General features: G+C 68.7%; 17 protein-coding genes. 16 read left to right on the forward strand and 1 reads right to left on the reverse strand.

The window, feature by feature from the left end; genetic code table 11:
• Window positions 1-221: 221 nt before the first annotated feature.
• The 16 genes from ACIA75_RS14340 (at window position 222) to ACIA75_RS14415 (ending at window position 16784) form a co-directional block, all read left to right on the forward strand.
• Entirely contained in the window at window positions 222-1877 is a 1656-nt protein-coding gene (locus ACIA75_RS14340; RefSeq protein ID WP_397103789.1) for a cutinase family protein, read from the forward strand.
• Between the two features lie 57 nt (window positions 1878-1934).
• Window positions 1935-2840 (forward strand): hypothetical protein, encoded by a 906-nt coding sequence (locus tag ACIA75_RS14345; protein WP_397103791.1) that lies wholly within the window; start codon window positions 1935-1937, stop codon window positions 2838-2840.
• A gap of 13 nt (window positions 2841-2853) precedes the next feature.
• Window positions 2854-3723: a MinD/ParA family protein gene (locus ACIA75_RS14350; protein WP_397103794.1), complete on the forward strand. Its 870-nt coding sequence runs from the start codon at window positions 2854-2856 to the stop codon at window positions 3721-3723.
• Between the two features lie 184 nt (window positions 3724-3907).
• Window positions 3908-4573 carry a hypothetical protein gene (locus ACIA75_RS14355; protein WP_397103796.1) on the forward strand — a complete coding sequence of 222 codons (666 nt, stop codon included), beginning with the start codon at window positions 3908-3910 and terminating at the stop codon, window positions 4571-4573.
• A gap of 93 nt (window positions 4574-4666) precedes the next feature.
• Entirely contained in the window at window positions 4667-4966 is a 300-nt protein-coding gene (locus ACIA75_RS14360; RefSeq protein WP_397103798.1) for a hypothetical protein, read from the forward strand.
• 7 nt (window positions 4967-4973) lie between these two features.
• On the forward strand, window positions 4974-5243 hold the full coding sequence (locus tag ACIA75_RS14365) for a hypothetical protein (protein ID WP_397103800.1): 270 nt from the start codon (window positions 4974-4976) through the stop codon (window positions 5241-5243).
• A 31-nt stretch (window positions 5244-5274) separates the two neighbouring features.
• Window positions 5275-5919, forward strand: a complete 645-nt coding sequence (locus ACIA75_RS14370) for a hypothetical protein (protein ID WP_397103802.1) — start codon at window positions 5275-5277, stop codon at window positions 5917-5919.
• Window positions 5916-6722, forward strand: coding sequence for a hypothetical protein (locus tag ACIA75_RS14375; RefSeq protein ID WP_397103805.1), 807 nt, complete (start codon window positions 5916-5918; stop codon window positions 6720-6722). Before ACIA75_RS14370 ends, ACIA75_RS14375 begins: the two co-directional genes overlap by 4 nt.
• 5 nt (window positions 6723-6727) lie before the next feature.
• On the forward strand, window positions 6728-8293 hold the full coding sequence (locus ACIA75_RS14380; protein ID WP_397103807.1) for a hypothetical protein: 1566 nt from the start codon (window positions 6728-6730) through the stop codon (window positions 8291-8293).
• Entirely contained in the window at window positions 8290-9780 is a 1491-nt protein-coding gene (locus ACIA75_RS14385) for an SCO6880 family protein (protein WP_397103809.1), read from the forward strand. Before ACIA75_RS14380 ends, ACIA75_RS14385 begins: the two co-directional genes overlap by 4 nt.
• Window positions 9781-9787: 7 nt before the next feature.
• A complete protein-coding gene (locus tag ACIA75_RS14390; protein WP_397103811.1) occupies window positions 9788-11839 on the forward strand; it encodes a hypothetical protein in 2052 nt (683 codons plus the stop codon).
• Window positions 11836-12144, forward strand: coding sequence for a transposase (locus ACIA75_RS14395; protein ID WP_397103813.1), 309 nt, complete (start codon window positions 11836-11838; stop codon window positions 12142-12144). Before ACIA75_RS14390 ends, ACIA75_RS14395 begins: the two co-directional genes overlap by 4 nt.
• A gap of 70 nt (window positions 12145-12214) precedes the next feature.
• Complete coding sequence (locus ACIA75_RS14400) at window positions 12215-13834, forward strand: peptidoglycan DD-metalloendopeptidase family protein (RefSeq protein WP_397105303.1); 1620 nt, start codon at window positions 12215-12217, stop codon at window positions 13832-13834.
• On the forward strand, window positions 13831-14433 hold the full coding sequence (locus ACIA75_RS14405; protein ID WP_397103815.1) for a hypothetical protein: 603 nt from the start codon (window positions 13831-13833) through the stop codon (window positions 14431-14433). The genes ACIA75_RS14400 and ACIA75_RS14405 overlap by 4 nt, the downstream gene beginning before the upstream one ends.
• A 30-nt stretch (window positions 14434-14463) precedes the next feature.
• Window positions 14464-16344 carry a type IV secretory system conjugative DNA transfer family protein gene (locus tag ACIA75_RS14410; RefSeq protein ID WP_397103817.1) on the forward strand — a complete coding sequence of 627 codons (1881 nt, stop codon included), beginning with the start codon at window positions 14464-14466 and terminating at the stop codon, window positions 16342-16344.
• Window positions 16341-16784: a DUF4913 domain-containing protein gene (locus tag ACIA75_RS14415; protein WP_397103819.1), complete on the forward strand. Its 444-nt coding sequence runs from the start codon at window positions 16341-16343 to the stop codon at window positions 16782-16784. Before ACIA75_RS14410 ends, ACIA75_RS14415 begins: the two co-directional genes overlap by 4 nt.
• A 69-nt stretch (window positions 16785-16853) precedes the next feature.
• On the opposite strand, the gene ACIA75_RS14420 is transcribed toward ACIA75_RS14415, so the two are convergent.
• Window positions 16854-17450 (reverse strand): hypothetical protein, encoded by a 597-nt coding sequence (locus ACIA75_RS14420; RefSeq protein WP_397103821.1) that lies wholly within the window; start codon window positions 17448-17450, stop codon window positions 16854-16856.
• Window positions 17451-17495 lie beyond the last annotated feature (45 nt).

A 17495-nucleotide genomic window follows, 5' to 3' on the forward strand; every position in this document is an offset into this window, starting at 1 on the left:
TCGGGGTCTTGGCAGCCGTTCCGGTGCGTCCGGAAATATGTAACATTCGGGCTGCGACGCGCCGTGGCGCATACGGGTGCTCCTGGCGGTTCGCGTAAACTCTTCGCCGCTTCAGCGGTCATAGCCGGAATCTGTTACCGTTTACTGCGTTTCGTCGCGCTCGGTAACTGCGGTAAGAGTGATTGCGGGTCGCTATGGCTGGATGCAGAAGTTTCTCGGGGATGCTGATCGCACTCACCGTCGCTGTGGCGACCGTGTCGGCGGGTACTCTCACCGCTCCCGCATATGCTCAACCGCCGAATCCGGGCGGCCCGTCGACCGATCTGCCGATCGCCGCGTGTCCGGCACTGTACGCGCTCGGGATCCAGGGCACCGGGGAATCGTCGCCGGACGCCGCCCCCACCACCGATACCGGCATGCTCTCCACGGTGTTCCGGCCGCTCCTGGCCGCAGCCCCCGAAGAAGAGCTCGTCCAGCGCGCGTATGTGCCCTACGAATCGAGTTTCGGTGGGATCGACGGCGGTAGCGCCACCCCGTACTCGGATTCGGTGAGCGGCGGCCTGATCCGGCTCCGCACCATGGCCGCCTCGGTGGCTCAGCGCTGCCCCGACACCCGGCTGGCCATCGTCGGGTACTCGCAGGGTGCCCATGTCGCTTCGGTGTTCGCGCAGGAAGTGGGACAGGGGCAGAGTTCGCTGCCCGAGGACAAGATCGCGGCCGTGGCGTTGATCGGCGACCCCACCAGAACGCCGGGCGCCCCGCTGTTCCCCGGTGTCCCGGGCAAAGCGAACCCGGATCCGGTGCCGGGCACCGACGGCGAGCAGACCACCCGGATCGCCGCGCTGCCACAGACACCGGCGACCGGCGGCGGGATCGCCCCGAACCGGGACGCCGCCGAGGATTTCGGCACCCTGACGGGGCGCGTGGCCAGTTTCTGTGCCGCGGGCGATCTCGCCTGCGACGTACCCGAGGGCGCACCCATCCTGAAGGCGGTCGCCGGTGTCGTCGGCCAGGCCAAGCTCAGCGGTGGCGATCCGATCGCCTCGCTCACCTCGGTGGCGCAGGCACTCGCCTTCACCTCGATCAAAACGGCGACCAAGGTGGTCAACGAGGATGTTTCCGGCACCTCGCTGGCGAACCTGAACATCTCGCCGAAGAAGTCGATCTCCGAACGGCTCGCCGACGCCGCCGATCCGCGTACCCCGCTGGATATTCCGGGTGCCATGCGGGCACTGCTGAAGGTCGGCATGATCGGGCTGAACGCGGTGGTCACGGTCGTGCGCACGGTGCTGAATCCCGCGGCGATCGCCGAACTCGCGACCGCGGGCCTGGCCAATCCGCCCGCGGCGCTGCTGATGCTGGGAGTCAAACTGCTGGGCGCGATTCCGCAGCTCATCCCGCCGACCACCGGCATCCGGCTGGTGAGTCAGGCTTTCAACGCCGTGATCGACAATATTCAGGACAACCACGCCCTGCTCGATACCACGACCTGGGTGCGGTACTGGGATACCATTCAGCGGCATCAGGCCTATGGCAACGCCGCCATTTCGGCCACGGGGGAGGCACCCACCAAGTTCATTGCCGACTGGTTCGCCGCCGCCGCGCGGGATCTCGCGACCACCTATGGCAGCGGCAACGAACCCGTCTCCGAGGAGACGACGGCACCGCCGCCGCTCGGTAGCGCACCGGGGGCCGGTTCACCGCCCCCCGGTGGATTCTTCGGGCCCGGGCCCGGCGCGTCGCCTGCGCCCACTCCCTCCGGTACGGGACAATTCCCATTCGGGACAGGAGCCGACGGTGCCTCCCGGGATCGGCCGTCGGCCGACCGGCCCGATACACCCCCGACAACCGAAAACGACTCGTTCTCCGTGAACTGATCGCCGAGAGGGATCGATGATGAGATATCACGTGCCCGGCGCCACGGGAATGGGGGAATGTTGAAGTCCTACAAAAAATTCGATCGATGGTATGGCCCACTCGAACCCGAGGGGGAGAGCGGCGCCGCGGCCGGGCCGGCCGAACCGGAGATCGCCGCGGAGATCGACGACGCCGGCCCCGCCCGGTATCCCGACTACATCGCCGAGGCCGGTAGCGCCACCGCTGCCCCGGACCGGGCGCCCGCCGAACTGTCCGGTCGGCGCAGCGAATTCACCGGCGGCTGGTCCGATTGGGTCGACGACCCGTCCGACGAACGCGACGCCGACCTGCTGCGCCTGCCCTGGCCCGACGAGGACGAACTCGCCGAACCCGTGCGGATCGGCCGCACGCCCGGCCGGCTCCGGGACGCCACCGGCGGTAACGACCGCCGGCGCCGCACCTTCGGTGTGCTGGTCGCCGCCGTCGTCGTGCTGGCCATCGCCACCGCGGTGGTGGTGTATCTGCTGGCGCCGGGTGCCCCGCGGGCCGCGGGCCCCGATGACGGTGCCGGATTGCGGTTCACCTCCAGCAGCGCGGGTGCGGCACCCGCTGCGTCCAGATGCCCGGACGAACAGGCCGGGGCGGTGGTGCGCGGTGCGGGCCCGGGCGGAACGGATTCCGGACCGGCCGCGATCCTGCGTTTCCAATACGCCTACTACGTGGAGCGCTCCGGTGCCGCGGCCCATGCGGTGGTGGCGCCCGGCGCCGCGGTATCCGACCGCGCGGTGATCCAGGCGGGTATCGACAGCGTCGAAACCGGGACCGCGCACTGCGTGCGCATCGTGACCGTGGCCGACGGCCGGTACTCCGTCGAAGTCACCGAGTACCGGCCCGGTGGCGAGCCGGCCACCTACAGCAGGCAAACGGTCACCACCGCGGTGATCGACGGCCGCACCCTCATCACGGGTATAACGGCCGGATAGAGGAGAGTGCGCGATGGGAGAGGATTGGAGCCGCTGGCTCGATACCGCACCGGATTCCGACGGCGCGGACGAGCCGGGCGGAACCGGGAAGGCCTCCGTGGTGCGGTTGCGCGGCGGTAGCCGCAACCGTGCTCCCGGGGCGGCCCGGCCGATCCTGGTGGTCGGTGGCTGCGGCGGTGCCGGAACCACCACGACCGCCCTGGGCCTGGCCGGTGAACTCGGGCTCGCGGGTACGGCGACGATCGCCGTGGACGCCACCCCGGCCGGCGGCGATATCGCGTTGCGCGGCGCCGACGAACATCTGCATCCGATCAGCCTGCAGCAGTGGCTGTACGGGCGCGGTGACGACGAACCCGCGCCGCTGAAGGACTGTATGTCACGGGCCACCTCCGGGATCGGCCTGCTGTGGCGGGACGCCGCGCCGCTGCGCCGCCGGGCAAGCTATCTGACCGTCGCCCGGGCGGTGGACCAGGCCGGCTACACCGGGATCTTCGACGGCGGCAACCCGATCGCGGGCCGGCAACTCCGGCCGTTGCTCGACGACGCGGATGTGGCGTTGGTGCTGTCGATTCCGGCGCGCAGCGATGCGGCCAACCGGCTCCGGGTGACCTTGGAATGGCTGGACGACGAATACGGCGACCAGTCCGAACCGATGGGCGGCGGAATCGTCGGGGACACCACGATCGTGGTCTCGCACCAGCAACCGGGAGTCGATTCGCGGGTCGCGGACCACCTGCGTGAGCATCTGTCCGGCTGGGTCCGCGATATCGTCGAGGTCCCCTACGACCCGCATTTGGCTCGTGGTGAACTCGTCCGTCATGTAGCGCTGGCCCGGGAGACCCGGCAGGCCTACGAGCGGCTACTGGCCGGGGCGGCAGCATGATGCGATCCGTCCGCCGTGGCCGCGGCCTCCGTCGGCCGCATGCCGCTACACCGAGCGAGGCATCGTGGTGTGATCCCTCCGCCTCCGCTGACCGCATGCTGCATCGGGGGAGGGCATCATGTTGCGATACCTCCGCCTTCGCTGCGGCCTCCGCTGACCGCATGCCGCATCGGGGGAGGGCATCATGTCTGTTGCTATGAATCTTCCTCGCCGACCTGACCGTAACGCTGCCGCCGGAGTGGTGCCCCCACCGGAATCGCGCCGCGCCGAGATCTGGGATCGCCCGGTGCCGGGTGCCGGTCGTGCCCCGCTGGTGTGGCTGCTGGGGGTGCACGGCGGTGCCGGAGCCAGCAGTCTCGCGCATATCCTGGCGCCCGCGGCCGATTCGGGCCGGCGCTGGCCGGGCGTCTACGAGCGCGAATCGCCGTTCGTCGTCCTGGTAGCCCGGGAGACCATTGCCGGGTTGACCCACGCGCATGATCTGCTGCGCCAGCACCATGCCGGGCTCGCCGGGCCGAGCCAGGTACTCGGCCTGATCACCGTGGCGGCGCGCCCGGGCCGGATGGCGCCGGAGATCCGCCGCTACCGCGACGTGGTCGCGTCGCTGGCCGGGCAGGTGTGGCAGGTGCCTTGGTACGAGGAGTGGACGCTGGTCGAGCCGGAGAAACTGCCGGTGTGGACGCCGGGGGTGGCAGCCGCGACGCAACGCCGGCGCCGGATCGATCCGCTCGACGAAGTCCCGCTGGATATCCGGGAACTCGGCTCGGAGATCGTCGCGGCCGCCCGTGCCGTACTGGAAGAATCGGAGGCCACCCCCGCCCGGGGCCGATCGAGATTCGTGGAGGAGTGATGCCGTGACCACCGTCGAGCATGTTTCCCGTCCCATGATCCCCGCGCTCCCGCGGACCCGGGTGTGCGCCTCACCTATCGAGAAAGGCATCCGATGAGCACTGTAACCCTCGCGGTTCAACAGGCCTACGACACCGTCGTCCTGGCCCAGGTGGGCAATCCGACCCCGGAAGCACCGCCCGGTTCGGAGAAGATTCTGGATCTGGTCAGCTATCTCACCTGGTTCGTGCTGCTGTCCGGTATCTGCGGCATCATCTACGCGGGTGGCAAATTCGCCTGGGAGAAATGGACCGGTGGCGGTCTGGAATCCCCGAAGATGGTGGCGGGGGCGATGATCGGTGGAGTGGTGGCCACGAGCGCGGGCACCATTATGAATTCCGTCATCGGAACGTGAGGTAGAGATGGATCTGGTCGGGGCGGCCGGTGTGCTGGCCTATAAGCAGATGCCGGCCGAGGTGCTGGAACCGTTGATGCAGCTGCTGAACTGGCTGCTGTGGTTCGTCCTCATGGGCTGTCTGGCGTGGTTGATCGTCTCGGCGGGCAAATTGTGGCTCACCTTCAAAGGTGATCTGGCGATGAACGACGCCTCGCACGGGGTGCTCATGAGTCTGCTCGGCGCAACCGTCGCCAGCACCGCCTCCGGTATCGCTCTGGCGTTCCTGCCCGGATGAGCCGGGGCGAGGCGAGGGGAACGACCTGCGGATGAATTCGACCGAGACACCGGCCGCGCATCGGTTCGGTGCCTACCGGGTTGCTGTCGGGCTGCTGTCGGTGGTGTTGCTGACCGGCGCGTCCGGCTGCGGTGACGGTGACGCGGCGGCACCGCCGGATCTGTCCACACCGCCGACCAATGTGCGCTGGCAGCCGTTCCAGGGCGTGCCGATCCCGCAGACCGATCAAGGCCCGACTGCGGAAATAGACAATGCGGCAACAGGTTTCGAACATTCCCCGCCCGGTGCCGGGGTTGCGGCGATGGTGCACGCCGTGCGACTGTCGGTGGCGGATGACAGTCAATGGTCGAATATCGCTGCCCGGGAAGTGGTTCCGGGGCCCGCGAAGGACGAATGGGCGGTGAACCGGGTGCAGGTGTCCATCAGCGGGCCCGCGGATCCGGTCTACGCGCCGCGCCTGCTCGGGTACCGGATCACCGAGTACTCCGATCAGCGCGCGGCCGTGGACGTGTACAGCGAGTACTCGGACAGTTCGAGAGCGGTGAACCATACGACGGTCGAATGGTTCGCCCAGGATTGGCGGTTACGGCTGCCGGATCCGGGATCGACCACCCGGCCTATCGAACCCGTCCGGGAATTACCCGGTGACACAGTGAAGGTGGAGGCCCCGAAGTGAGCGGGAAGGAGACCTATCAGCGTGACCGCGTCTCCTTCGGCGTGGTGGCGTCCGCGGCGGTATTGGCACTGATCGTGGTCGTGGGCGTGGTCATGTGGACCGGACGTGAGGACGAGCCCGAAGCAGGGCCGGCGCCCACGGCGGCGGTGGGTGAGGGCTTCGCGGATCCGGATCTGGATGTGTTCAACCGCCGGGTCGATATTCCGAACAATCCGGCGGGTCAGGTGCTGCCGCAGGACCCGTCGCCGCAGCGTAATCCGGCCGATCCGGATTGGCTCACGGCGGCGCCCGCGGGTACCACCGCGCCGCGTGGCTGGCAGCGGGTGTTCGGCGCCTCGGTGCCGTTCTCCACCTCCGACGGCCCGCAACGGATAGAAGACGGCCTGGCAGTGGGGTATTCGCATACCCCGCAGGGTGCCGCGCTGGCGGCGGCCCAGATCACCTACCGGCTCAACGCCCGGCCCGCGCACCGTGACCTGTACGTGCGGCAGGTGCGGGTGTCGGCGCAGCAGATCGCGGCCTACGACAAGGCGCTGGAATCGGAGTTGCTGCCCGAGCAGCAGCCCACATCGGTGACCAAGTATCTGGTGGCCTCCGATGCGTTCAAGATCGACGATTATGCCGACGATATGGCGATCGTCCGGCTGGCGCTGCGCGCTCCGGCGCTGGACGGGAAACCGGTATGGGTGACCATGCGGCTGATCATGGTGTGGGACGCGGGTGATTGGCGGTTGAAGCCGACCACCTCGCCGAACACACAGACCGAGTATGTCGAATCGCTGGAGGGGTGGACTCGATGGTGATTCCGATGTTGGGACGGAAAGTGGAAGCTCAGGCAGTGCGCGAAGACAGCGGTCCGGACGACCGGCGAGCCGATCCCGGCGTCTCGCGGCGGGTATCGCTGGCCAGACGGTTCGTCACCATCTTCGCGGTGATCTTCACCGTGATGATCACGACCCCGGTGGTGGCCAACTCCCAGCCGTACGGCTGGGACCAGACCTGCAACGAGATCCACGACGCGCTCGACGACCTCGGTATTCCGGGGATTTCGCTGGGTGACGCGGCCTCGGCGGTCTGCAAGGCGGGTAATGCGGCGGCCCATCCGGGCGAGGCCGCGACGGCGGTCAAGGACAAGGCCTGGGATTCGACCTTCGGCAAGGTGGTCGATTCGCTGATGAACGGCCTCGGCGAGGCGATCATCCTGGCGTTGACCTTCTGGATGAAGGTGCCCAACGAGGTCGCCAGCGATTCGGGCAGCCTGTTCACCAAGATCAACGACTACACCTATCAGGTGCAGATACTCCTGCTCATCGCCTCGATCATCATCACCGGGCTACGCCTGGCCGAGGCCAGACGCGGGGCCGCCATGAACGAGGCGGCCGAATCGTTCCGCATGTTCACCAGAGTGGTGTTCAGTTCCTGGATGCTCGGCGCGGTCATCGTCGCGGGCACCCAGGCCTCGGACCGGTTCGCCGAGTGGATAATCCAGGACGCCACCAACGGAAATGCCCGTAACATGGCCGAGCTCATGGTGAAAACCAGTAAGCTACAAGCTTTCTCGCCCGGTCTGGTACTCATCATCGCGATCGTCGGATTGCTCGGTGCGCTGGCGCAGATCGTGCTCGCCATCGTGCGGCAGGGATTGCTGGTCATCGCGGCCGGGGTGCTGCCGCTGGCGGCCGCGGCCTCGGGCATGAATACCGGCAAACAGTCGTATCAGAAGCTGGTCGGCTGGATCATTGCGTTCATGCTGTGGAAACCGGTGGCCGCGATCGTCTACATGATCGCTTTCACCACGGCGGGCCATGTCGACGAGCTGACCCCGGCCGGTGGCCTGCCCGATGCGGAACAGGCACAGCGGATGCTGGTCGCCATCGTGCTGCTGTGCAGTGTGGCGTTCGTGCTGCCCGCCCTGATGCGGCTGGTGACACCGGCCGTCGCGATCGTGGGCAGCGGCGGCTCCGGTCTGACCGCGACCGGGGGCACCCTCCTCGCGGCCGCCGGCCTCGGCGCCATGGGCACCAAAGCGGTGGGAACCAAGGGCGCCGCCGCCCCGGGCCGGGCCGGATACGTCGGCGGTGCAGCGGGTCCGCCGCCACCGGGTGGCGGACGTGGTGGTGGTGCCCCGCGTCCGGCGCCGCCACCGCGCGGTGGCGGTGGTGGTGGCGCTCCGGCATCGCAGGCGCAGCGGCCGGGTGAACCGCCACGTGGCGGCGGTGTACCGTCCGGTGCGAACCGCGTGGCCAGTGGTATCGGCGCCGCCCGGTCCGCGACCGCCGGGATGACCCGGGCCGATCAGGCCATGGGCGATGTCGCGGGTGACCGCTGGACCAACCGTTCCCCTGACCTCGGTAGGAGCACCATCCCGCGATGACCAGCACCGAAACCTACGAGCGCCGCTCCTACGGGCTGTGGCAGAAGCCGCGCAGCGCCGGCCTTTTCGGCCTGCGGTGGGAAGAGACCGTGCTCGGCTTCGTCGTGGTGATCACCGCGCTGGTCGTCGCCATGGTCGGCGGTTTCCAGTGGGGTGCCGTGGTGGGCGGGGCCGGTGTGGTGATCATGGCGCCCCTGGTCATGCGGCGTGGGGGTCGCTCCGGCTACGAGACGGGATTGATGATGTTCCACTGGATGCGTTCGCGCAGCCGCGGCGAGCATGTGTACCGCGGCGGTCGATTTTCCCGGGTGCCGGGTGGTTTCACCCGGCTTCCGGGTCTGCTCGCCCCCTCCAAGCTCTACGAGGGTATCGATGCCGGCGGCTACAGCTTCGGGATGATCCATCTTCCGCAGTTCGCCCAGTACACGGTCGTGCTGCGGGCCTGGCCGCAGGGTCATGAGGCGGTGGACCAGCCGGTGATCGACCGCTGGGTCTCGGCCTGGGGGACCTTCCTGGCCTCGGTCGGCCAGACCAGCGATATCGTCGCCGTCGTCCCGGTGATCGACACCGTCCCGGAGACCGGGAACCGGCTGCTCACCGAGGTTTCCACGATCACCAGGCCGGAGGCACCCGAGCTGGCCCAGCAGGTGATGTACGAACTGGCCACCGAACTACCGCAGGAACGGGTGCAATTGCTGCCCCGGGTGGCGATCACCTTCAAGGCCACCACCGCCGAACGGCGGAAGAACCCGGCCGAGGAGGCCGTCGAGATCGGCCGCCGGCTCCCCGGGATCTGCGCGGCGCTGGCCGAAGCCGGGGTACGGGCCCAGCCGATGTCGGCCGACGAGGTCATCTCGTTCATCCGGCGTAGCTACGATCCGGCCTCACAGGCCGATCTCGAGGTTGCCGCGGGCGAACCGGAAGGGCACGGCCTGGACTGGGCCGACGCGGGACCTGTTTCGCACGACGAGAAATGGGATCATCTCCTGCACGACGGCGGCCGGTCGGTCACCTGGGAGATGGACACCGCCCCGGAAGGCGCGGTCGACGAGCGGGTCCTGCAGCGTCTGCTCGCGCCGAACCCGGAGGTCCCGCGGAAACGGGTCGCCATCGTCTACCGGCCGCATTCGGCGGCCGACGCCGCCGAAATCGTGGACGACGATTTCAAGAACGCCCTGGTCGCGCAGCAGAGCGAACGCGGTGTGGTGTCGGCTTCGGCGACCCTGCGGGTCGGTGCGACCCAGCAGGCCCGCGAGGAGCAGGCCCGCGGCCACGGCGTCACCCGGTTCGGTGCGCTGGTCACCATCACCGAACCACTACGCGGCGATCTGCCGCGTATCGAAGCCATTACCCGCGACCTGTCCACACAGGCCCGGTTGAAGATCCGCCGCTGCTATCGGTATCAGTCGGCGGCTTTCGCGGCATCGCTCGGCTGCGGGGTGATCCTGCCCGAGCACGCGACCATACCTAAAGCATTGGCAGGGTGAACGACTGATGGTACGCGAGCACGAGCCACCTGTACGGGAACGGAACCGGGTCCGGGTCGCCACCGGCGACCGGGCACGGTCGAACAGGGACGAGCAGCGGCGTGGCCGGGATACCGAATACGGGCCCGAGTCCGCGCCGCGACGCGAGGGCGGACGCTCGCGTACCGAACGGCGGGGCAGTGCACCACAGGGCGGCGATCGGGACCCGCGCGACCGCGGCACCGGGAACCGGGTGCGGCGCGCCCGCGTCGACACCACCGCCGACCGTGCCATGGGCACGCCGGAATTCGACAAGGCGGCGCGCCGCGCGCGGGTGCGCGCCGAAAAGCGCCGGCAGTCGGGCCCGCCGCTCCTCGACCCGGCCACCCGCTCCCGGCTGGAAGAGGTCAGCCGTGAGGGTGCCGGTCTGCGGGCGGCCTGGGCGACCTTCCGGGTCCGCACCGACGATATCCGGCGGCGTAACTACGAGGCCCGCGTCGAACAGGAATTCCAGGACGGTTTCGACCGGCAGACCGCGCAATTGACCGACCGCGGCTTCGCCGGGTCCGGCGGTGGCCGGATGAACGTGGTGGGCCGCCCGGTCGAATACCGGGCCACGACCGCGCAGGTGGCCGGCCTGTGGCCGTGGTCGGTCGGCGCCGGCGCGCCGCTGATCGGTACCCCGCTGGGTTCTCATCTGCACACCGGGGCCCCGGTCTGCTTCGATCCGATGAACTGGTTCATGCGTGGTAGTTTCATCACGGCGCCGAGCCTTTTCGTACTAGGTCTCAACGGGTTCGGGAAATCGTCGCTGGTCCGGCGGATCGTCCTCGGCGGGGTGGCGCAGAACATCACCCCGATGATCCTCGCCGATGTCAAACCCGACTACCGGCGCCTGGTGGAACTGGTCGGTGGCCAGGTGATCGACCTGGGTTACGGTCACGGCAAACTCAACCCGCTCGCCGGCGGGGTGCTCGGCGATATCGTGCCACTCCTCGGCGACCACCCGGACCTGCAACGCCAGGTGCTGCAGGATCTGCATGCCCGGCAGGTCACGCTGATCGCCGGTCTGGTGGAACTGGTGCGCGGAGCGCGGGTGCGCGATTACGAGGAGACACTGATCTCCACCGCGCTGCGGATCCTGTACCGGCCGAGCAGCGGCTACACCCCGGATCGGCCGCCGATCATGGAGAACCTGCTGGAGGTCATTGTCGCCGGCGGCGAGGAACTGACCCTCGATGCCGGCGCCGACAACCCGGCCGACTACCAGGAAGCGATCAGGGGATTGCGGCGCTCGCTGCGGGCACTCACCCAGGGCCCGTTCGGCGCGGTGTTCAACGGGCAGACCACGGTGCCGATCGACACCGAGTCGGTCGCCGTGTGTATCGACGTCTCCCACATCCCCCAGGGGGACAAGAAACTCAAGGCCGCCGTGATGCTGGCCTGCTGGGCCGACGGTTTCGCCGCGGTGGAGGCCGCGCATACCCTCACCGACGCCGGGATGGCCCCGCAGCGGTACTTCCAGGTGGTGATGGACGAGCTGTGGCAGGTGCTCGGCCTCGGCGATTTCATGGTCGACCGGGTCGACGAGCTGACCCGCCTGCAGCGCGGTATCGCCACCGCGCTGATCATGATCAGCCACACCATCAAGGACCTGCAGGCCCTGGGGTCGGAGGCGGCGATCGCGAAGGCTCTCGGTTTCCTGGAACGGGCGCGCGCGAAGATCTTCGGTGCGTTACCGGCCGAGGAGATCAAACGGCTGGACAGTACGATCCCGTTCACCTCCGCAGAGGAGGAGATGGTGACCGGGTGGTCGGCGCCGCAGGCACTCACCGGAGAGGCACTCAAACCCGGGCAGTTGCGCCCCGCCCCACCCGGAACCGGCAAGTTCCTGCTGAAGATCGGGGAGGACCGCCGGCCCGGTATCCCGTTCCACATGGAATTCACCGCCGCCGAGAAACTCAGCGGAATCCACGACACCAACCAGCGGTTCGACGAATTCACCGCGCATCCGGGACGGTTCGGCGGTGCGGCCGCGGTTCCGGACGGGAAACAGCCCGGGGGAGGGAGCGGTTTATGATGCCGCACCGGTCGTATCGGCGGGTATCGCCCGAAGTCCGGGCCGCCGCGGTGGAGCAGGTCATCGCGCTGACCGGCAAACTGCGCAGCGAATCGGAAGCGTGCCGGGTGGTGGCCGAACAGATCGGGGTGCACACCAATTCGGTGCGGAACTGGGTCCGGGCCGCGGAGGGACCGAATCTGGAACGGCTGGACACGGTCGCGTTGCGACGTAAGGTCACCCTGCTGCAACAGCAGCTGGCCGCGGCCGCCGAGGTGAACCGGGCCTTGGCCGATACACTCAACGAAACCCGGCGTCGCACGTGAACCCTGCGAGGGTGCGGCAGTGACCGCGAAATCTGTGCTGTGGACGGCACTCGGGCTGGTACTCGGACTGATGACAGTCATTCTGGTCATCGTGATGCCCGCGGTCGACGATCCCTGCGAGGGCGGTTCGGTGGTCGATCCGGACGGAACGACGAACCTGCCACCGGGTGGCTACCCGCCGGGTGATCCGCGGGCGGCCGGTGCAGCTCCGAGTTCCCCCGCGAACCCCGCCGCGACCGCGACGCCCTCGCTCGCCGCCGACGCCGGACCGCTGGGCCGCATCTGGCCGATGGCGGCCGGAACGTTCTCCGTCTCCGATGTCTTCGGCTCCCGGGGCGGCGGGCACAAGGGTATCGACCTGGCCGCGGCCGACGGGACACCGATCTTCGCGGTATCCGACGGGGTCGTGGTGGCCGCCGGCGCGGCCTCCGGCTTCGGCAACTGGATCGTGGTCGATTCGGTGGATCCGGGCAACGGCCGGGCGTACTCGGCTGTTTACGGACATATGTGGGACGACGGGGTGCTGGTGCGGGTGGGGGAGCAGGTGCGGGCCGGTCAGCATATCGGCGCGGTCGGCTCGGCCGGCGAATCCAGCGGTCCGCACCTGCATTTCGAGATCGTGCCCGGTGGCCGGTTCACCGGTGGCCGTCAGATCGATCCCATGCCCTGGCTGGACGGGGCACCCACCCCCGATGTCGGTGGCGCCCGCGCCTATTCGACCGACCCGGAGTGCGTCCGCGGTTTCGGTACGCCCGGTGGCGCGCTGGCCGTGGGCAAGGTGCCGCCGGAACTCGAGATCTGGTATCGCCGGGCGGGATCACTCTGCCCGGAAGTGACGCCTTCGCTGCTGGCCGCGCAGGGTCGCCAGGAATCCGGTTTCCGGCGCGGTCTCACCTCGCCGGCGGGCGCGCAGGGGCTCGCGCAGTTCCTGCCCGGTACCGCGGCCAGTATCAACCCGGATGACGGGCAGCCCTATGTGATCGACGCCGACGGCAACGGGACGGCGAGCGTCTGGGATGACGGCGACGCGATCGTCGGCCAGGGCCGGTATATGTGCGCGATCGCGCACAAGATCACCGGATGGATGGCCGAGGGCCGGGTGCAGGGGGATGTGGTCGCGTTGACCCTGGCCGCCTACAACGCGGGTGAAGGCGCGGTGCTGGCCTCCGGTGGCATGCCGAATCAGGTCGCCGCGCACTACTCCGAGACCCAGCCCTATGTGGCGAATATCCTGGCGATGGAAGCGGAATACCGGGATCCGGGCGCGGCCGGCCGATTCTCGCCCGATACCGAGGGCGGCACCCCGGGCGACCAGGTGGTGCAGGCCGCACACGACTGGCTGGGCACCCCGTATGTCTGGGGTGGCGGTGGACCGCAGGGGCCGAGCGGCGGCGGGCTCGACGGGCCCGGTCTGACCTCGGCCGCGGTTTTCGCCGCGTCGTCCGGAACCATCTCGCTACCGCGCACCGCCGAACAGCAGTGGGAGGCCGGGGCCGAGGTGGCGCTCACCGAAATACAGCCGGGTGACCTGGTCTTCAGCGATTTCGGTGCCCGGGGGCCCGCCCAGGTCGGTATCTATGCCGGTGACGGGCAGATGATCCACGCGGCCCCCGCGGATACCGCGGACGCTCCCGGTGGTGTGGCGCAGGCCCCGGTCCCCGGTGACGCCCGAGCGAGGAGGGTGCTGTGAACACGCGCGGATCGACACCGGACCGGCGCGTCGGGCGGTTAGCCTGGAACCAGAAGACGAGTGCTGGTGCGGGACTGGTGGTGGTGCTGATGCTGGGCATCGCAGTGCTGAGCGGTTGTGGTAGTGGCGACGACGCGGAAACGGGCAGCGCCCCGGCCGTTTCCACCCCTCGGCAGCTGGAGGCCGTACCGGCACCGGATCCGGCGACGCCCGACGGTGTCGCGGTGGCGGCGCTGCGCGAGATCTACCACTGGGAACCCGCCGCCGAGGTACCGGGTGCATCGCTGGAACGGGCACGGCGGTTCCTGGGCCCGAGTTTGGTGCGGGTGCTCGGTGCGTCCACGGAGACCGCGGGCGCCCCGGGTGTCTCCCTGCGGTGGGGTGAATGGGCGGCGGCGGGCGCGCGGGTCGAGGCGTTCACCTTCGCCTCCGGCGACCGCCCGCCCGCCGGGCCGGATCCCGCTGTGCGGCAGTACAAGATCGGAATCGAGCAGACCGTCGTCTACCCGGACGGCCGCGAGGAACCCCTGGCGCCGGCCACCGTTATCGCGACCGTGGTGCGCACGCCCGAGGGCTGGCGCCTGGACGGCTACCGGTGACCGCGGGCGGGGACCACTGAGGAGGCAGGTATGGCGAAGCAGAAACCGGTGAAGGATCCGGCCATCAAGGGGCCCGATCCCACGCTCATTTCGATCTACGTCGGCGGCGCTGTCATCGGAACCGTCTGGATTGCGCTGCATCTCGGCAATATGCTGTCGCTGCAGAAGCAGGATATGCCGGTCAACCCGATCGCGATCATCGCCGGCATGGTCAAAGGGGAGCTCCGCTGGCCCGCCGGTGCCACAGCGATTCTGGTGCTGGTCGTCGCCGGGCTGGCGGGTTTTGTGCTGTGGCGCCGGCGGGCTGCCGCGAAGCGGAATGTGGGCCGGCTCGCTGTGGACGACAAGGCCGGTGTCATGGGCAACGGCAGCGCTATTGCGGCCCTCACCGAGGCCGGGGTCCGGGAGAAAGCCGGGCAGCTCGGCGTGCGGCTCGGCGAAAACGCCGCGCCCGGGGTGCCGATCGGGGTGGCCGTCGCCGACGGCACCATGCTGTACGGCTCCTACGAGGATCTGCACCTCGATATCTGGGGTCCGCGGCAGGGCAAGTCCAGTTCCCGGGTCATCCCGGCGATTCTCAGTGCCATCGGGCCGGTCCTGGCGACCTCCAACAAGCGGGATGTCGTGGACGCGACCAGGGATGTCCGCGAAGCCAAGGGCAGCCGGACCTTCGTGTTCGACCCGCAGGGCGTCGCCGCCGAAGAACCCACCTGGTACTGGAACCCGCTGGACTGGGTGGACGTGCACAGCGACGGCTGCGAGATGCGGGCGGCGCGACTGGCCGGGCATTTCGCCGACGCCGACAGCGGCTCGGATTCCGGCAAGGACAACTTCTTCGACCCGGAGGCCGAAGATCTGCTGGCCGGTCTCTTTCTGGCTGCGGCGGTCGGCAAGCTGCCCATAACCCAGATCTGGGAATGGGTGACGAACCCGAACGACCGCGATCCGGTCGTGCTGCTGGCCAATGCCGGGCACGGTTACTCGGCGTCCGGTCTGCGCGCCCAGTACGACGCCGATCCGCGGACCCGCAGCGGAATCTTCAGTACTGCCAAGAAAATGGTGCGCTGCCTGAAACTGCGGAATGTGCACAAATGGGTGACCCCGCGGACGGATCCCAACGAACGGGACCGGGCCCAGCTCGACGAGCTCGAGTTCATCGAGAACAACGGAACGCTCTACAGCCTGTCCCTGGAGGGGCGTGGTTCCGCTGCCCCGCTGGTGAGCGCCCTCACCGAGGCCGTGATCGATGTCGCCATGCGCAAGGCGTCGCGGTCGGCCTTCGGGCGGCTGCCGATTCCGCTGCTGGCCGTGCTGGACGAAGCCGCGAATGTGGTGCGCTGGAAGGATCTGCCCAAGCAGTACAGCCATTTCGGGTCGCGCGGCATCGTCGTGATGACCGTCCTGCAGTCCTGGGCGCAGGGTGCCCGGTGCTGGGGCGACGACGGGATGAACGCGCTCTGGTCGGCCGCCAATATCAAGGTGTTCGGCAGTGGCGTCGACGACGCGAATTTCCTGCGGGAGCGTTCGGAGGCCATCGGCGAGCATTCGGCCATCTCGGCGTCGGTCTCGGAATCCAAGGGCAGCAAGAGTTACTCGCGGTCGCTGGGATCGTCGAAGACGTTCACGGTGCAGGCGCTGGCCACGCTGCCGCGCGGCCGGGCCATCGTGTTCTCGTCCGGAGCTCCGCCGGTCCTGGTGCGGACTGTGCCATGGTGGGAGGGCGAGTATGCCTCGCTGGTGAAGAAGTCCATCGAACAGCACGATCCGCAGCAGAAGACTCGGATCACCGACCTGATCGGTGCTCCGTCGCTCATCAAAGGAACACCCCCGGAACCGGATAACGGACCGGGAGAAGAACCCCCGGGACCGGACACCGGGCCGGGAGACAGGCAGGAGGTTCGCCCGCTGTGACCGAGACCCCCCCACAGCAAGGACAGCTCGTCTACGAGAACGTGGTGGAGTTCGTCGAGAACTACCTCAGCGTTGTCTATCGCCGTCAGGTCAGCGACCTCAGCGATACCGTCTGGTGCCCGCAATGGTGGCAGCACACCGAGGCAGTGGTCCGGCTCGATGCGCTTTGGCGTGCCTGGGAGCATTTGCGCCGGGATCCGGCCACCGGGATGAGCGTATGGTTCCTCGACCATGCCGATCAGCACATGGCCGTACTGCTCGACCCGCGCGGGCCGTTCAAGTACTGCAGCGTGCGTAACGGGCACAAGGACAGGCTCGATCCGCTACCGCTCGCCGCACCGCCGCTCGGGTTGTTCAGCGAACCCGGGGACGTCCCGAAGTCCCCGGCGGAGGAATCCGAGCCTGCCGGTGGAATCGAGATCGACGATCCACGGCGCTGACCGTTCGTGGTCCCGGCACCAGAAAACGCCCGTCGACGACGGGCGTTTTCTGGTGCCGATCGGCGTGGGTTACCGGCTGCGCTCCAGCCCGCGGCTTCGGCTCAGCTCCTGCTCCCGCGCCCGCTGCACCGCGGGTGTCCGATCCGGGCGGTTGCGGGCCGCTTCGCTTGCTGGACCCGCCTGGCCTACCTCGACCAGCATCCGGGCCGCCGCGAGTTCCGGGGCGATCCCGATCCTGGCCAGATGCGAGGCCAGGGCCTCCCGGCGTTCCACCGAGTCGTAACTCACCGCGGTGGCCGCGCCGGCCATCTGGTCGGATCTCTCCGTGAACCGTTCCAGCGTGACGCGGTCCTTCTCCAGCTGCACTCCCCGGTAGCCGCTTGTTTCCCGTTGCGGGACCGAGGAGCCCGGTTTCACCTCGGCCGCTGCCCGTGAAATGGTCTGGGCCAAAGCCAGGTTGCGGGGATCCTTGGACTTGGCATCGCGTGCCTCGCGGATCTGCAGTTCCCGGGCCTCTTTCACCCGTGCCTCGGTGAGTTTCACGCGGGCCTCGGCCTCGCGCTGACCGCGTTCCCGGGTCTTGAGCGCGACCAGGGTCGCGATCTGCAACATCGTCTTCATCATGGCCGCGGTTTCCCGGCCGATATCGTCGATATCCTCGGACATGGCTGCTCCCGATACTGCGGTGGTCACTATGGGTCTTCATGGTGC

This window comes from Nocardia sp. NPDC051750, assembly GCF_044453135.1.
Taxonomy (GTDB): Bacteria; Actinomycetota; Actinomycetes; order Mycobacteriales; family Mycobacteriaceae; genus Nocardia.

Bases quoted from the DNA above. Each gene is read 5' to 3' on its own strand.
- ACIA75_RS14340 (WP_397103789.1), top strand. From the start codon at position 222: ATGCTGATCGCACTCACCGTCGCTGTGGCGACCGTGTCGGCGGGTACT.
- ACIA75_RS14350 (WP_397103794.1), top strand. From the start codon at position 2,854: ATGGGAGAGGATTGGAGCCGCTGGCTCGATACCGCACCGGATTCCGAC.
- ACIA75_RS14410 (WP_397103817.1), top strand. From the start codon at position 14,464: ATGGCGAAGCAGAAACCGGTGAAGGATCCGGCCATCAAGGGGCCCGAT.
- ACIA75_RS14365 (WP_397103800.1), top strand. From the start codon at position 4,974: ATGGATCTGGTCGGGGCGGCCGGTGTGCTGGCCTATAAGCAGATGCCG.
- ACIA75_RS14345 (WP_397103791.1), top strand. From the start codon at position 1,935: ATGTTGAAGTCCTACAAAAAATTCGATCGATGGTATGGCCCACTCGAA.
- ACIA75_RS14370 (WP_397103802.1), top strand. From the start codon at position 5,275: ATGAATTCGACCGAGACACCGGCCGCGCATCGGTTCGGTGCCTACCGG.
- ACIA75_RS14390 (WP_397103811.1), top strand. From the start codon at position 9,788: ATGGTACGCGAGCACGAGCCACCTGTACGGGAACGGAACCGGGTCCGG.
- ACIA75_RS14420 (WP_397103821.1), bottom strand. From the start codon at position 17,450: ATGTCCGAGGATATCGACGATATCGGCCGGGAAACCGCGGCCATGATG.
- ACIA75_RS14355 (WP_397103796.1), top strand. From the start codon at position 3,908: ATGTCTGTTGCTATGAATCTTCCTCGCCGACCTGACCGTAACGCTGCC.
- ACIA75_RS14400 (WP_397105303.1), top strand. From the start codon at position 12,215: ATGACAGTCATTCTGGTCATCGTGATGCCCGCGGTCGACGATCCCTGC.
- ACIA75_RS14395 (WP_397103813.1), top strand. From the start codon at position 11,836: ATGATGCCGCACCGGTCGTATCGGCGGGTATCGCCCGAAGTCCGGGCC.
- ACIA75_RS14360 (WP_397103798.1), top strand. From the start codon at position 4,667: ATGAGCACTGTAACCCTCGCGGTTCAACAGGCCTACGACACCGTCGTC.
- ACIA75_RS14385 (WP_397103809.1), top strand. From the start codon at position 8,290: ATGACCAGCACCGAAACCTACGAGCGCCGCTCCTACGGGCTGTGGCAG.
- ACIA75_RS14380 (WP_397103807.1), top strand. From the start codon at position 6,728: ATGTTGGGACGGAAAGTGGAAGCTCAGGCAGTGCGCGAAGACAGCGGT.